Here is a 15,504-nt window from a genome sequence, read left to right on the forward strand (position 1 = left end):
TTTACTTTCAGATAATTATAAAAACATATCCACAGGGTTATTAACAAAAAATCAAAAAAATCTGTCATTAATCTTTAATATCCACAAACTTATCCACGGATTCGATATGGTTATCCCCAATTTGTGGATAACACTTGAATTATGTGTATACTTCTTTTATACTTTCAAAGTATCTTTTAAGTGAAATTAGTACGTTAAATTGAAAATATCCTTCATATTAAAGCGATTATATAAAATAAGAAATGTTAAAAGGCGATGATGTTCAAAATGAAAACGGAAATTTGGTCAGTGGATAAAAATGTGGATAATTTACAAAGTTATCCCCAGATTACACAATCAGCTGAATTATTAAAGGCTAACCAAGTGGTTGCTTTTCCTACAGAGACTGTTTATGGACTAGGTGCGAATGCCAAAAATGACGAGGCGGTCAAAAAAGTGTTCGAAGCAAAGGGGCGTCCAAGTGATAATCCTTTAATCGTTCATATAGCCTCTGAAGAGCAGCTGTCAGGTATTGTAGAAGAGATTCCGGAACAGGCCAGGAAGCTAATGGCAGAATTTTGGCCGGGTCCTTTGACTTTGATCATGAAACGAAAACCGGGCCAGCTATCAAATCTTGTGACAGCTGGATTGGACACGGTGGCTGTCAGGATGCCGGATCACCAGGTTGCCCTCGGCCTTATTCGTGCGAGTGATTTGCCCATTGCGGCTCCAAGTGCAAATACTTCTGGGAAACCGAGTCCCACTTCAGCTAAACATGTTGAAGCTGACTTAATGGGCCGGATTGCAGGCATAGTCGATGGCGGGACTACCGGTGTGGGCGTAGAATCCACAGTACTTGATTGCACTGTTGAAATCCCTGTTATATTAAGGCCCGGCGGAGTGACCCTGGAACAGCTGGAAGCTGTGATAGGGGAAGTCCGGCAAGATGTCGCTTTGAAGAATCAGGAAACGGCGCCAAAAGCCCCGGGCATGAAATATACCCACTATGCTCCGAAGGCCCCTCTATATTTAGTCAAGGGTAATCAAGCTTTCCTTCAGAAGCTTGTGGATGAGAAAAGAAGTGACGGGTTAAAGGTGGGCATCCTAACTGCTTATGAACATCAACAGGATTATAAGGCCGATTATGTGGTCGTCCCAGGTTCATTAGCTGATTTACATACTGTTGCGACAGGCTTATATGATGCTTTAAGACAGTTTGATGAGCTCGAGGTCGATGTCATTTTTAGTGAAATGTTTCCTGACCATGGAATAGGAGCAGCGGTCATGAACCGGCTTGAGAAGGCTGCAGGTCATCAAATCATCAAGGAACATGTGTAATAAGGACTGATTTATTCTTCTATTTCTTTTCGGACATGCATAACATGTAGTAGGCACGTCCGAGGGAGGATTGGAATGAATACATTTGCTGGAGAAATCATCACCTTATTGCTAATGGCATTCGCGTTGGGAATGGATGCCTTTTCAGTCGGCCTTGGAATGGGAATGTTTAAGCTAAGGTTGAGGCAAATTCTTTTTATAGGGCTGACAGTTGGCTTTTTTCATATTTGGATGCCCTTGCTTGGAATGGGGGCAGGCCGTTTCATTTCAGAAAAATTCGGGACCTTCGCTACATACGCCGGCGGTCTATTGTTGATCATTCTTGGTATACAGATGTTTATCCCTGGTAAAAAGGATGGAGCTGGTATCAGGGAAAATAAGATGCTGGCTCCTGTCGGGAAAGGTCTATTCATTTTTGCTTTAGGGGTAAGCCTGGACAGCTTCTCGGTAGGATTGACCCTGGGGATCTACGGTGCAAAAACGATTTTAACCATTCTCTGCTTTGGGTTTGCTGCCACCCTATTAACGTGGGCAGGGCTTTTGCTGGGTAGAAAAATTCAGGGTTTGCTAGGCGTGTATAGTGAGATTCTTGGCGGAAGCATTCTATGTGCGTTTGGATTGAAATTATTGTTCTCTTTTTGAGCCGCTTGACTTCATATCTATCCTTCCTCAACTGTTCCGATTACCGGGGCGGTTTTATTTTTTCCTAAGACATGTTGAGAGTGATTTTTTTGACTATAATAAACGGGCGATAGCTTATAATGAATAAAAAAGGAGGCGTCATAAATGATCCGTGTATTATTTGTATGTACAGGCAACACATGCAGAAGCCCGATGGCAGAAGCGATATTGAAAAATAAGAATATTGCGGGCGTTGAAGTGAAGTCCGCTGGCGTGTATGCTTCATCAGGCCAGGATGCTTCAACGCATGCAAAAAATGTATTGGTTGAAAATGATATAGTGCATAATCATCATTCAACGCCTTTATCCGAGAAGGAAATGGAATGGGCGACTCATATTTTCACCATGACGGAAGGGCATAAATCGGTCATTACCCGTGCATATCCCCAGATGGCCGATAAGACTTTTACTTTAAAAGAATTCATTATTGATGATAATTATGATAAGGACATAATAGATCCGTTTGGCGGTTCTGAAGGCATTTATCGGGAAACGTTCAGGGAGCTGCAGGAATTAATTGAAGAATTAGTCTTAAGGCTTAAAAAGTAAACAGGGTACATAATGTGGTCGCTGCAGTAAAAGATATTACTAAGCTTGTTGACCGTCAATTGGAAAGTGTACGATCAAGGCAGCACATGAAGTTGCTGCTATTGCAGAAGAAACATCTGCTGGAGCGGAAGAAGTGACAGCTGACAAGCGAACAAGCTCATAGTCATGGGAAATGTCGAAAAATCGGCAATGGAACTTAAAGTGCAAGCGGAAAAGTTGAACAGGATCATTACCCGCTTCACTCTTGACATTTTACAGCAGGAAACCCAAGGCGGTTTCCTGCTTCTTTGAGGGGGAAAAAGGATGGACATCCTTTATCTTTTCATAATTTTGTGACACAATAAAATCAATTGAAAAAGCTAGAGGAGGATTATGATGAAAGTTGCGATTGCTTCTGATCATGGTGGTATACATATCCGTGAAGAAATAAAGAATTTAATGAATGAGTTACAGATTCCATTTGAGGACTTTGGCTGTGAATGCACTACTTCGGTGGATTATCCTGATTATGCCTTGCCGGTTGCTGAAAAAGTGGCACGCGGTGAGTTCGATCGGGGCATTTTAATCTGTGGAACTGGAATCGGAATGAGCATCGCTGCTAATAAGGTCAAAGGAATTAGATGTGCGTTAGTTCATGATGTCTATAGTGCGAAGTTGACCCGCCAGCATAATGATACCAATATGTTAGCGATGGGGGAACGTGTCATTGGCCCGGGTCTGGCCAGGGAAATTGCACAAACATGGCTGACTTCGGAATTTGAAGGCGGACGTCATCAAAACAGGATCGGTAAGATTGCGGAGTATGAAGGTAAACAAAGCTAATTTTTATGGTTTTTGGAGAGACCCCTTTTCTTTTGATAGCAAGTTTTCTTTTTGAAAGGATGCGTTTTCATGATAAGTGATGCTACATTTTCAAATGAGCTTGAGATATGGGAAAACCAGTTTCGGGAGCTTTTACATGAGTTTCAAGAACAGACGGCTTTAAAAGAGAAACAGCTACTGGTAATCGGCTGCAGTACAAGTGAAGTGATCGGGAAAAGGATCGGTACTGAAGGGACGCTCGATGTTGCAGGGATGATTTTTTCCGTAGTGAGGGATTTTCAAGTGAAAACGGGTGTTCAGGTTGCATATCAATGTTGTGAGCATCTTAACAGGGCGTTGGTTTTGCAAAGGGAAACCGCGATTCGATATGATTATGAAGAAGTTTCGGTTGTACCTGTAAGAACAGCTGGGGGATCGATGGCGACGTACGCCTATCAGCAATGGAAAGATGCTGTCGTCGTTGAACATATTAAAGCGGATGCGGGTATAGACATTGGGGACACCTTCATTGGCATGCATCTGAAGCATGTGGCGGTTCCAATCCGCTCTGCCATTAAAGAAATAGGGCATGCACATGTGACCATGGCCAAAACCCGCCCGAAACTGATTGGCGGGGAACGGGCCGTTTATCAGGACATCTCTGAAAACAAGAGTTGTACTTAAGGTAAGTGAGACAGCATTTCTCGGATGGGGAATGCTGTTTTTTAATAGAATCTGTTCAAAATCGTAAAGCTAAAGCTAAGGTTCACAAGAAAAATCTCTATTTGGGAGCGCTAATAGAATGGAGATTTCGCTCGTTAAATATAGGGTGAAAGGGCTATTTACCATGATTTTGATGTAAAATACGAACATTTTTAAATAAAAAAACATTTAATGTTCGATAAAATTAGACTATCACTTCTAAATTAGACATGTTAAAATGGAGTAGAATTTTCTAATAATTATTGGTATGGCTTTTTCATGCTTTTTTGAAGGCATGTTGCACATAAATACTAAAAAGCGAATCACGCACAATTTGAGGAGGAATTACGGAATGAATCGTTTAGCAAAGCAAGATGAGCAAGTGTTTAACGCAATTCAACTGGAATTAGGGCGTCAAAGAAGTAAAATTGAGCTTATTGCTTCTGAAAACTTCGTGAGTGAAGCTGTCATGGAAGCACAAGGGTCGGTCTTAACTAATAAGTATGCAGAAGGATACCCTGGAAAACGTTACTATGGCGGATGTGAGTATGTAGACATCGTTGAAGATCTAGCACGTGAGCGTGCGAAAGAAATTTTCGGCGGGGAGTATGTGAACGTACAGCCGCACTCTGGAGCTCAAGCCAATATGGCCGTTTACTTTACAGTGCTTCAAACCGGCGACACAGTGCTTGGAATGAACCTTTCGCATGGAGGTCATTTAACACATGGAAGCCCAGTTAACTTCAGTGGTGTTAACTACAACTTCGTTGAATATGGTGTAGACGAAAAAGATCACCGTATCGATTACAATGATGTTTTGGAAAAAGCTCGTCAGCACAAACCGAAATTGATCGTAGCGGGTGCAAGTGCATACCCACGGGAAATTGATTTCAAGCGATTCCGCGAAATTGCAGATGAAGTCGGTGCTTATTTAATGGTCGATATGGCACATATCGCAGGTTTGGTTGCGGCTGGTTTACACCAAAGCCCAATTCCTTATGCTGACTTTGTAACGACAACTACTCATAAAACACTTCGCGGACCACGCGGCGGAATGATCATCTGTAAAGAAGAATTCGGTAAGAAGATCGATAAATCCATCTTCCCTGGAATTCAAGGCGGTCCATTGATGCATGTTATATCAGCTAAGGCTGTTGCATTCGGAGAAGCGCTTCAAGATGATTTTAAAGTGTATGCACAACAAATCATCGACAATGCTAAACGTTTGGGCGAAGGTTTGAAGAAAGAAGGGTTCACACTTGTTTCTGATGGAACGGACAATCACTTGATTCTTCTTGATGTGCGCTCTACTGGATTAACGGGAAAAATCGCAGAGCATGTTTTGGATGAAATCGGTATTACCGTTAACAAAAATGCGATTCCTTATGACCCGGAAAAACCATTCGTTACAAGTGGTATTCGTATTGGGACTGCGGCAGTGACTTCACGTGGCTTCGGATTGGAAGACATGGATGAAATAGCTGCAATCATCGGACTTGTTTTGAAAAATAATGAGGACGCAGCTAAACTTGAAGAAGCAAAACAGCGTGTTGAAACATTAGCGAACAAATTTGAATTATATCCTTCATTGTAATATTCTTGAGCCGCTTCCTTCTAAAGGGAGCGGTTTTTTTATACCTTATGGGAGTCAGTATGTGAGAAGAATCCGAATAGTGAAAATAGGTCTGACATCTAAACCTTTATTGAAGATTGAATCGTTTTTCTGTAAAATAGGTTGAAGTGAATTTAAAAAGACACGAAAATTTTTCTATTCGATTAGGGAAATCATAAAAAAGCGCAAAACTAAGCAATGGAATTGGAGAGATGCTAAATGGGAAAAGTTTATGTTTTCGATCACCCGTTAATTCAACACAAATTAGCCTATATACGTGATATAAATACAGGAACAAAAGAATTCCGTGAACTAGTGGATGAAGTCGCTTCATTGATGGCATTTGAAATCACGAGGGATATGCCGCTCGAAGAGGTGGAAATCCAAACGCCTGTAAGCACGGCGAAAGTGAAAATGCTTTCTGGTAAAAAAGTGGGAATCGTCCCGATTTTACGTGCAGGCATAGGGATGGTGGACGGAATCATTAAGCTGATTCCTGCTGCAAAGGTCGGACATGTTGGCCTTTACCGTGATCCTGAAACTTTGAAACCTGTTGAATATTATGCGAAAATGCCAAGTGATTTGGCAGAAAGGGAATGCATTGTCGTTGACCCGATGTTAGCCACTGGCGGATCAGCCATCGAAGCGATCCATTCCATTAAAAAGCGCGGTGCAGTGAATATTAAATTCATGTGTTTGATTGCAGCTCCAGAGGGTGTGGACGCATTAAAAGAAGCCCATCCAGATGTTGATATTTATATTGCTGGCCTTGACGAAAAACTGAATGAACATGGTTATATCGTTCCAGGTCTTGGAGACGCAGGAGATCGTTTATTCGGCACAAAATAAGGAAAGAAGCTGAGGTGTCACGAATGAACAAACCGATAAAAGTCATGACCATTTTCGGGACGAGACCAGAAGCTGTCAAAATGGCTCCCTTAGTACTCGAATTTCAAAAACACCCAGAACATTTCAAGCCGATCGTTGCTGTTACGGCTCAGCATCGTCAAATGTTAGATCAAGTTCTCGAACTATTTTCCATTCAGCCGGATTATGACTTGGACATAATGAAGGAAAGGCAAACGCTTGCTGACATTACAACAAGAGCATTAAATGGTCTTGATTCCGTAATGAAGGAAGCTAAGCCTGATATTGTTCTTGTACATGGAGATACAACCACAACGTTCGTCGCAAGTCTGGCTGCCTTTTATAATCAGATTGTCATTGGGCATGTAGAAGCAGGGCTGCGCACCTGGAATAAGTATTCCCCTTATCCGGAAGAAATGAATCGCCAGCTTACCGGTACGCTGGCGGATTTGCATTTTGCACCGACTTCGAAGGCGGAGGAGAATCTGCTTAACGAAAACAAGAAGGATAATATTTTCGTGACGGGAAATACGGCAACCGATGCTTTAAAAACGACTGTACGGTCCACTTATTCACATCCGGTTTTAAATGGACTTGGAGAAGACAGGCTCATTTTGCTTACCGCCCATCGCAGGGAAAATCTAGGTGAACCCATGAGGAATATCTTCAGGGCCGTGAAGAAAATCATTGCTGAGCATGATGATGTTCAAGTGGTATATCCGGTCCATTTAAATCCTCTTGTTCAAGAATTGGCGAACGAAATTCTCGGCGACGATCCGCGGATTCATTTGATCGAGCCGCTGGATGTTCTGGATTTCCATAACTTCGCTTCAAGAGCCTATCTGATTTTGACTGATTCTGGAGGAATCCAGGAAGAGGCACCGTCACTTGGTGTACCTGTCCTGGTTTTAAGGGATACGACGGAACGTCCTGAGGGGATTGCGGCTGGAACCTTAAGGTTGGCGGGTACTGATGAACAAACCATTTATAATTTGGCACATGAATTGCTCACGGATCAAGAGGTGCACGAAAAAATGTCCAAAGCTTCAAATCCATATGGGGACGGAAACGCTTCGGTCCGCATAGCTGAAGCCATCCGTTACTATTTTAAGCAAATAAATATGCCACCAACTAGATTTGACTCATAAAAAAGGAAAAGCCATGCGCTTTTCCTTTTTTTATTTGCATACTCCAAGGTTGTTGAGAAAAGATAACTGCTAAGGGGATGATTATGTTGGGAAAGAAAACGTTTCTAGTGTTTGTTTTCCTTTTTGTATTTATTTATCAAAATGAAAAGGGATTGGCATCCGTCATACTGCCGCCTTTACCAAAACTATCAGAATCTAAGGAAGTAACGGTTGTTGTCACGATGGATAAGGCGTTTCAACGGGAAAAGATCGAAAAACTGCTTGAAAAATACCCATCCCTTCAATTACGGAATGTTTATTCGGTTGCCCTGAATGGATTTTCCCTTCATGGGAAGATGAATGAGATAGAACAACTTAAAAAGGAGGACGAAATTCAGGCTGTAACGGAAGTATCCGTTTATCAAGCCGTGTTGGATGAAAGTGTCCCGTACATAGGAGGAGGCAGGGTCAGGGGTTTCTTTGATAAGGAGAATCACCGGATAACCGGGAAAGGGGTAAAAGTAGGGATAATCGATACTGGCATTGATTATACACATCCAGATTTGCAACGAGCATATAAAGGTGGCAAGGATCTGGTTGATGGTGATGAAGACCCGATGGAAACCAAAAATCAAGGCGACCTGAATACATTACACGGTACTCATGTGGCAGGCATCATTGCAGCCAATGGAAAAATGAAAGGTGTCGCACCAGAGGCGGAGATATATGCATATCGAGCTTTGGGACCAGGTGGAGCAGGAGATACGGATCAAGTCTTGACGGCTATTGAGTCAGCCATGAAGGATAAGGTGGATGTATTGAACCTCTCTCTTGGCAATAACGTCAATGGCCCTGATTTGCCTATCTCCCTTGCATTGAATAAGGCAGTGGAAAGCGGAATAGTTGCCGTGACATCAAATGGGAATTCCGGTCCGGCTGTATGGACCGTCGGCTCACCCGGAACAGCGGAAAAAGCGATTTCCGTTGGGGCATCGACTCCTCCCTTAAGGGTTCCGTATATGATTTACGGACTTGGATCGAAAAAGCATCAATCGCATTTAACCTTGTTTCAAGGCTCTAAAAAATGGAACCTGACGTTTTCCGAGGATGTCATATATGGGGGACTGGGTAATGAAAAGGACCTGAAACATGTTCGGGATAAGATTGTTTTGATGGAACGAGGCACACTTACCTTCCAGCAGAAAGTATCCAATGCAGAAAAGGCAGGTGCAAAGGGGGTAATTGTTTATAATAATACGAGCGGTACCTTTACTGGAAGCTTGGAAAAGGAAATGAACATCCCAGCTGCTTCTATTAATAGAAGAGATGGAATGCAGCTTAAGCAAATCATGGAGCAAGGGCAAAGCAAAACCGTTCAATTTGTTTATAAGAACGAGCAGGATAGGCTCGCTGATTTTAGCTCAAGGGGACCGGTAACTGTATCATGGGGAATAAAGCCTGACGTATTGGCACCGGGAGTGGAAATTGAAAGCACCGTTCCTAAAGGATATATGTCCTTGGATGGAACAAGTATGTCCGCACCGCATGTTGCAGGGGCAGTCGCGTTAATCCTGCAAAAACACCCGGATTGGACTCCTGATCAAGTGAAATCTGCATTGATGAGCACTTCAAAGCCATTGAGGAAATCTGCGAATCAATTTTATCACACATATGAACAGGGGGCTGGACGCATTCAGGTCGACGAAGCATTAAAAGCGGACACGCTCTTGAATCCTAGCTCATTGTCCTTTGGAATGTACACAAAGAAAGATGGAATTGAAGAGCATCATGAAACGATAGTCATAGAAAATTCCGGAACGAAAATGAGGAAGTACTCTTTTATGGTCCCATTAAAAGAGACAGGGCTCACTTGGGAATTGCCGAAATCCCTTACATTGAATCCAAAGGAAAAGAAACAGATTAAAGTGGGACTGCAGGTCAACCCAGCCGAGATTAAAAAGGGAGTCTTTGATGGATACCTCATAATAATGGAAGGAACCAAAAGAATATCACTTCCTTATTTATATGTAAAAGAAGAGCCTGATTATCCAAGGGTAATGGGATTTGATTTTGGCCAAGGGGACCAGGCTGGCACATATCGATACGAAATGTACCTTCCGCGGGGGGCTGAAGAATTCGGTATTGCCCTATATGAGGAGGATAGCTTGAAATTCGCTGGATATTTGGATTGGTCGAGATCGGCACCTTCCGGTTTGATCAAAAAAGATGTATTGAAAAAGGACTTGCCGCCTAAAGGAGTGTATAAAGCGATAATATTTGCGAGAAGGGGCGGAAGGGAAGATCGGATAGAAAAGACGTTACTTATTGAGTGAACAGAGGACAATAAGTAAAATAAAACGGATGTCAATAGAAGAAAAAAGATAATTTGTGAACAATTCGTTAATAATTACAAACCTGTGACAAATTTCACTAACCACTCATTGACATTGATTCTAGCCTATTGTATGCTAACAAAGGATGTAAAATGAGAGGGTTTTCAGTAGCCCGGCATGCAGATTTTTACAGCATGAAATGTTTTCTATCCTCCACCAAATTCAACCGCGAGGATGCAACTTGCGTCAAATGATTTGCCGTCTAAAATGGCTATGACTTTGATGTCAGCGATTCTTTCTCAAATAGTCGGATCAGTTTTGTTCGGTATCTTCATTTACTTGTCAGAACCTAAGATTCGAACCGCTGCTATTAGTAATTGGCCTTCTTTGTGGACTTGCTATGTTTACAAGCAATGCTTCATTCAGTACGAAAATATTTCTCAGGAGATTAAATGAAAAATGCCAGAAATGAAAATCATGTTCAACAGGCAGAGTAAATATATAATTTTTCTTCTGGCGGTTTATGTTGTTGGATGGGGACTTACGAGTTATCAAGCCGTTTTTGCTGGGCTTATACTGGGTACGGGTTTGAGTTTATACAATTTATGGCTGATCAATCAGAAAATGAAAAAGTTCAGTCAGGCGCTCGATGAAGGAAAGAAAACTAAATCTCTTGGGACGATGACTCGAATGGCATCCGCAGGTCTAGCGGTACTCATTGCATTGGAATTTCCGGAGCATTTTCATCTGATAAGTGTTGTATGGGGATTAATGACAGCTTATATTGTCATTTTTATAGATTTTTTCATCCAATTAATACGTCGATAGCGGGGAAGAGAGGTGAATATAGTTGAATCATGAAGCACCCTTACAAGAATTTATGGGTCTTACCTTTAACTTGAGTAACGTCCTAATGATTACAGTTGCCAGCCTAGTTGTGTTCATACTTGCTGTGATTGGTACACGTAAGCTTGCAATGAAGCCAACTGGCATGCAGAATTTCATGGAATGGATTATGGATTTCGTTAAGGGTATTATTAATAGTAACATGGACTGGAGAACAGGTGGTCAGTTTCAACTGCTTGGTATGACTTTGCTGATGTACATTTTTGTGTCCAATATGCTAGGTCTTCCGTTTGCAATTAGTTACGATGGTGTGCTTTGGTGGAAATCACCAACAGCCGACCCAGTTATCACATTGACTCTTGCAGTCATGGTTTTAGGTTTAACGCATTATTATGCTATAAAAATGAAAGGCGCCAAGGGTTACTTTAAAGCTTATAAAAACCCAATGACACTTGTAGAGGAATTTACAAACTCCTTGACACTTGGTCTGCGTCTATATGGTAACATTTATGCTGGTGAAGTTTTGCTGAGTCTATTAGCGGGATCTCTAGCATTTAGTGGAGCTGCCGGATTTATTGGTGCAATTGTGCCTACATTAGTATGGCAAGGCTATAGTATTTTCGTCGGTAGTATCCAAGCGTTTATCTTTGTCACGTTAACAATGGTTTATCTGTCTCATAAAGTCAGTGACGACCATTAATTATAAGTTCATTTAGAACTAAAAAAATAATAAATTTTGATACAATCTAAGGAGGATATTTATAATGACAGGTTCAGTAGGTCTTCTTGCAGCAGCAATTGCAATTGGTTTAGCAGCACTAGGTGCAGGTATTGGTAATGGTCTTATCGTTTCAAGAACAGTAGAAGGTATCGCTCGTCAACCAGAAGCTCGCGGTATGCTTCAAACAACAATGTTCATCGGGGTAGGTTTAGTTGAGGCGATGCCTATCATCGCGGTAGTAATTGCGTTTATGGTATATGGTGGTTAATAGAACCTTCAAAAAGTTCAAAAATGGCGAAGTTCGTTCCATGTGAACCTTCGCCTTTCCTTTATGTCCACAATCCTGTTTTTATACAGTTTAAGAGCATAGTTTTCTAAAGTTCATATATAATGAACGCTTTAAGAAGTGAAACTCGTGAAGGGAGTGAACCAAGCGTGTTAACAAGCAGCTTTGTACTTGGGTCAACGTCTCATGGCTTTAATGGCGGAGACATGTTATACCAATTAGTAATGTTTATCATTTTGTTAGCGTTGCTGAAGAAATTTGCATGGGGTCCTCTAATGGGCATCATGACTCAACGTGAAGAACATGTTGCAAATGAAATTCAAGCAGCTGAAGCTAGCAGACAAGAAGCACTTAAATATTTAGAAGAACAACGTGAAATCGTAAAACAATCTCGCACTGAAGCGGGACAACTTATAGAAAACGCGAAACTTCAAGGTGAAGCACAGCGTGAAGAGATCGTGAATCAAGCACGTCTTGAAGCAGAACGCGTCAAAGAAACAGCTAAGCGTGAAATCGTACAGGAAAAAGAAAAAGCCATTACGGCATTACGCGAGCAAGTGGCATCTTTATCCGTACTTATTGCTTCTAAAGTAATAGAAAAAGAATTATCCGAAGCAGATCAAGAGCAATTGATTAATGACTACATTCAAGAGGCAGGAGAAGGGAAATGAGCGATATAACAGTAGCAAAGCGTTATGCCGTTGCCCTTTTCCAAATTGCGAAAGAGCAAAATCTCATTAACCAACTTGAAGAAGAGCTTCGCATAGTGAATGAAGTTTTTACAAATGATAATGAGCTATTAAGCTTTCTGGCTCATCCTAAAATGACTAAAGATGCAAAAGCCGCTTTGATTGCTAATGCATTTGCAAGCCTTTCTTCTTCCGTTCAAAACACTGTGATGTTAATGGTGGAGCGTCATCGTACAGATGACGTGACAGCAATGGCACAAGAGTTCATTGAACTTGCGAATGAAGAAAACTCAGTAGCTGATGCAACGGTCTATACAGTACGTCCATTGACTGAAACGGAAGTGGAAGCTGTGTCTTCATCTTTTGCAGCGAAAATAGGCAAAAGAAATTTACGCATTACTAATATTACGGATAGCAATATCCTTGGCGGCATCAAATTACAAATCGGTAACCGCATTTATGACGGTACGATTAGCGGTAAGTTAGATCGCCTTAGCAAACAACTATTAGGTTAATATTCACAGATAGGGGTGAAATTCATGAGCATCAAAGCTGAAGAAATCAGTGCGCTGATTAAAAAGCAGATTGAAAACTATCAGTCGGAAATTAAAGTAAGCGATGTTGGTACGGTTATCACTGTTGGTGATGGTATCGCACGCGTTCATGGTTTAGATAATGCAATGTCTGGGGAGCTCTTAGAATTTTCCAATGGTTCAATGGGATTAGCACAAAACCTTGAGCAAAATAACGTGGGTGTTGTTATTCTTGGACCATTCAGAGACATTAAAGAAGGCAGTGAAGTACGCCGTACTGGCCGCATCATGGAAGTGCCAGTTGGAGAAGAATTAATCGGACGTGTCGTGAATCCGCTTGGACAGCCTTTAGATGGCCTAGGCCCGATCGCTACGACAAAAACTCGTCCAATCGAAAGTCCTGCAACAGGTGTAATGGACCGTAAATCAGTACATGAACCTTTACAAACAGGTATTAAAGCAATCGATGCATTAGTTCCAATCGGTCGTGGACAACGTGAGTTGATCATTGGTGACCGTCAAACTGGTAAAACATCAGTTGCGATCGATACAATTCTTAACCAAGCTGACCAAGATATGATCTGTATCTATGTGGCTATCGGTCAAAAAGAATCTACGGTTCGTGGAACTGTTGAAACGCTACGTAAAAATGGTGCTTTGGATTACACAATCGTTGTATCTGCATCAGCTTCTCAACCAGCACCACTTTTATACCTAGCTCCATATGCTGGTGTGACTATGGGTGAAGAGTTCATGTTCGCTGGCAAGCACGTTCTTGTGGTTTACGATGATCTTTCTAAGCAAGCATCTGCATACCGTGAACTTTCCTTGCTACTTCGCCGTCCTCCAGGTCGTGAAGCATTCCCAGGGGATGTATTCTACTTGCACTCCCGTTTACTTGAGCGTGCAGCAAAATTGAATGACACTTTAGGTGCCGGTTCAATCACTGCGCTTCCGTTTGTTGAAACACAAGCAGGCGACATCTCTGCTTACATTCCAACAAACGTAATTTCCATCACTGATGGACAAATCTTCTTGCAATCCGATTTGTTCTTCTCAGGTGTACGTCCTGCGATTAACGCTGGTCTATCCGTATCCCGTGTTGGTGGATCTGCACAAATTAAAGCGATGAAAAAAGTTGCCGGTACATTACGTCTTGACTTGGCTTCATACCGTGAATTGGAAGCATTCTCTCAATTCGGTTCTGATCTGGATGCTGCTACACAAGCAAAACTTAACCGTGGTGCCCGTACAGTTGAAGTCCTTAAGCAAGATCTAAACAAACCGATCAAAGTAGAAAAACAAGTCATGATTTTCTATGCATTGACTAAAGGCCATTTAGATGATATTCCAGTATCGGATATCCTTCGTTTTGAAGAAGAGTACTATGTGTTCCTAGATCGTTCTCATCCGGAATTATTAGATCACATTCGCACAACAAAAGGTCTTCCTGAAGACGCTGCTATCGTTGCTGCAATTAACGAATTCAAAAAGAACTTCGTTATTTCTGAATAATAAGGTCTAACTAATTTATAAAGGGTGGTGAGAATGAATGGCCTCTTTACGCGATATTAAGTCTCGGATTACTTCAACGAAAAAGACGAGTCAAATTACAAAAGCGATGCAGATGGTATCTGCTTCTAAAATGAACCGTGCAGAAGCTAATGCTAAAGCATATGTTCCATATATGGAAAAAATTCAAGAAGTGGTATCTAGTATTGCGAACGGAAGCACGGATGCATCTCATCCAATGCTTACTTCACGTCCAGTTAAGAAAACCGGTTACTTGGTAATCACATCGGACCGTGGATTGGCTGGGGCTTACAATAGTAGCATCCTTCGCCACGTTCATAAAACTATTCTTGAACGCCATAAATCCAATGATGAGTTCGTCATTATCGCAATCGGAAGGGTTGGCCGTGATTTCTTTGTCAGCCGTAACATGCACGTAGAGCTTGAAGTAATTGGGGTTCCTGATCAGCCGTCTTTCGCTGACATTAGCTCCCTTGCAAAATCGACAGTGAATTTATATCTGAATGAACTGTGTGATGAGCTTTATATGTACTATAACCATTATGTCAGCCCAATCCAGCAGGATGTAACGGAAAAGCAAGTCCTTCCGTTAGCTGACTTCAATACTTCCAATGCAACATTGACTTCTTATGAATTTGAACCGAATGCAGAAGAAATTCTTGAGGTATTACTGCCTCAATACGCAGAAAGTTTGATTTATGGTGCTTTATTAGATGGTAAAGCAAGTGAGCACTCTGCACGTATGACTGCAATGAAAAATGCGACCGATAATGCAAAAGAGTTGATCGACTCACTTTCATTACAATATAACCGTGCACGTCAGGCAGCGATCACTCAAGAAATTACAGAGATTGTCGGCGGTGCAGCAGCTTTAGAATAAAATCATTAAAGGGGCGGTCGGCCCGGA

Annotated in this window: 17 protein-coding genes; all 17 read left to right on the forward strand. The window is 41.8% G+C overall.

Translation table 11 applies throughout. The annotated features are described in order from the left end of the window. Positions 1 to 267: 267 nt before the first annotated feature. The 17 genes from ACSR9O_RS11675 to ACSR9O_RS11755 all read left to right on the forward strand — a co-directional run bounded on the left by ACSR9O_RS11675 (position 268) and on the right by ACSR9O_RS11755 (position 15,477). Entirely contained in the window at positions 268 to 1,317 is a 1,050-nt protein-coding gene (locus ACSR9O_RS11675) for an L-threonylcarbamoyladenylate synthase (RefSeq protein ID WP_491724430.1), read from the forward strand. Between the two features lie 75 nt (positions 1,318 to 1,392). Next, the gene (locus ACSR9O_RS11680) at positions 1,393 to 1,959 is read left to right on the forward strand and encodes a manganese efflux pump MntP (RefSeq protein WP_101223844.1); all 567 of its coding nucleotides are present in this window, start codon (positions 1,393 to 1,395) and stop codon (positions 1,957 to 1,959) included. A gap of 144 nt (positions 1,960 to 2,103) precedes the next feature. After that, complete coding sequence (locus ACSR9O_RS11685; protein WP_260358793.1) at positions 2,104 to 2,547, forward strand: low molecular weight protein arginine phosphatase; 444 nt, start codon at positions 2,104 to 2,106, stop codon at positions 2,545 to 2,547. A 165-nt stretch (positions 2,548 to 2,712) separates the two neighbouring features. Then, positions 2,713 to 2,838 (forward strand): hypothetical protein, encoded by a 126-nt coding sequence (locus tag ACSR9O_RS11690; RefSeq protein WP_260358792.1) that lies wholly within the window; start codon positions 2,713 to 2,715, stop codon positions 2,836 to 2,838. An 84-nt stretch (positions 2,839 to 2,922) separates the two neighbouring features. Further along, a complete protein-coding gene (rpiB, locus tag ACSR9O_RS11695) occupies positions 2,923 to 3,369 on the forward strand; it encodes a ribose 5-phosphate isomerase B (RefSeq protein ID WP_101223842.1) in 447 nt (148 codons plus the stop codon). A 69-nt stretch (positions 3,370 to 3,438) separates the two neighbouring features. Then, positions 3,439 to 4,032, forward strand: coding sequence for a TIGR01440 family protein (locus ACSR9O_RS11700; RefSeq protein WP_101223841.1), 594 nt, complete (start codon positions 3,439 to 3,441; stop codon positions 4,030 to 4,032). Positions 4,033 to 4,402: 370 nt separating this feature from the next. Then, positions 4,403 to 5,644, forward strand: a complete 1,242-nt coding sequence (glyA, locus tag ACSR9O_RS11705) for a serine hydroxymethyltransferase (RefSeq protein ID WP_434168148.1) — start codon at positions 4,403 to 4,405, stop codon at positions 5,642 to 5,644. A gap of 237 nt (positions 5,645 to 5,881) precedes the next feature. Continuing rightward, positions 5,882 to 6,511, forward strand: a complete 630-nt coding sequence (upp, locus tag ACSR9O_RS11710) for a uracil phosphoribosyltransferase (RefSeq protein ID WP_101223839.1) — start codon at positions 5,882 to 5,884, stop codon at positions 6,509 to 6,511. A 23-nt stretch (positions 6,512 to 6,534) separates the two neighbouring features. Next, positions 6,535 to 7,677 (forward strand): non-hydrolyzing UDP-N-acetylglucosamine 2-epimerase, encoded by a 1,143-nt coding sequence (gene wecB / locus ACSR9O_RS11715; protein ID WP_452444705.1) that lies wholly within the window; start codon positions 6,535 to 6,537, stop codon positions 7,675 to 7,677. Between the two features lie 86 nt (positions 7,678 to 7,763). Then, a complete protein-coding gene (locus ACSR9O_RS11720; protein WP_491724431.1) occupies positions 7,764 to 9,989 on the forward strand; it encodes a S8 family serine peptidase in 2,226 nt (741 codons plus the stop codon). A 459-nt stretch (positions 9,990 to 10,448) separates the two neighbouring features. Next, entirely contained in the window at positions 10,449 to 10,817 is a 369-nt protein-coding gene (locus ACSR9O_RS11725) for an ATP synthase subunit I (protein ID WP_101223836.1), read from the forward strand. Between the two features lie 22 nt (positions 10,818 to 10,839). Further along, a complete protein-coding gene (atpB, locus tag ACSR9O_RS11730; RefSeq protein WP_101223835.1) occupies positions 10,840 to 11,535 on the forward strand; it encodes a F0F1 ATP synthase subunit A in 696 nt (231 codons plus the stop codon). A gap of 64 nt (positions 11,536 to 11,599) precedes the next feature. Next, positions 11,600 to 11,824, forward strand: a complete 225-nt coding sequence (gene atpE, locus ACSR9O_RS11735) for a F0F1 ATP synthase subunit C (RefSeq protein WP_048685857.1) — start codon at positions 11,600 to 11,602, stop codon at positions 11,822 to 11,824. Positions 11,825 to 11,991: 167 nt separating this feature from the next. Further along, positions 11,992 to 12,513, forward strand: a complete 522-nt coding sequence (atpF, locus tag ACSR9O_RS11740; RefSeq protein WP_048685855.1) for a F0F1 ATP synthase subunit B — start codon at positions 11,992 to 11,994, stop codon at positions 12,511 to 12,513. Then, entirely contained in the window at positions 12,510 to 13,046 is a 537-nt protein-coding gene (locus ACSR9O_RS11745) for a F0F1 ATP synthase subunit delta (protein WP_491724432.1), read from the forward strand. Before atpF ends, ACSR9O_RS11745 begins: the two co-directional genes overlap by 4 nt. Before the next feature lie 24 nt (positions 13,047 to 13,070). Beyond that, on the forward strand, positions 13,071 to 14,579 hold the full coding sequence (gene atpA / locus ACSR9O_RS11750) for a F0F1 ATP synthase subunit alpha (RefSeq protein ID WP_048685849.1): 1,509 nt from the start codon (positions 13,071 to 13,073) through the stop codon (positions 14,577 to 14,579). Positions 14,580 to 14,616: 37 nt separating this feature from the next. Beyond that, positions 14,617 to 15,477, forward strand: coding sequence for a F0F1 ATP synthase subunit gamma (locus ACSR9O_RS11755; protein WP_101223833.1), 861 nt, complete (start codon positions 14,617 to 14,619; stop codon positions 15,475 to 15,477). The last annotated feature ends 27 nt before the right edge of the window (positions 15,478 to 15,504 follow it).

This window comes from Peribacillus sp. B65 (assembly GCF_058513295.1).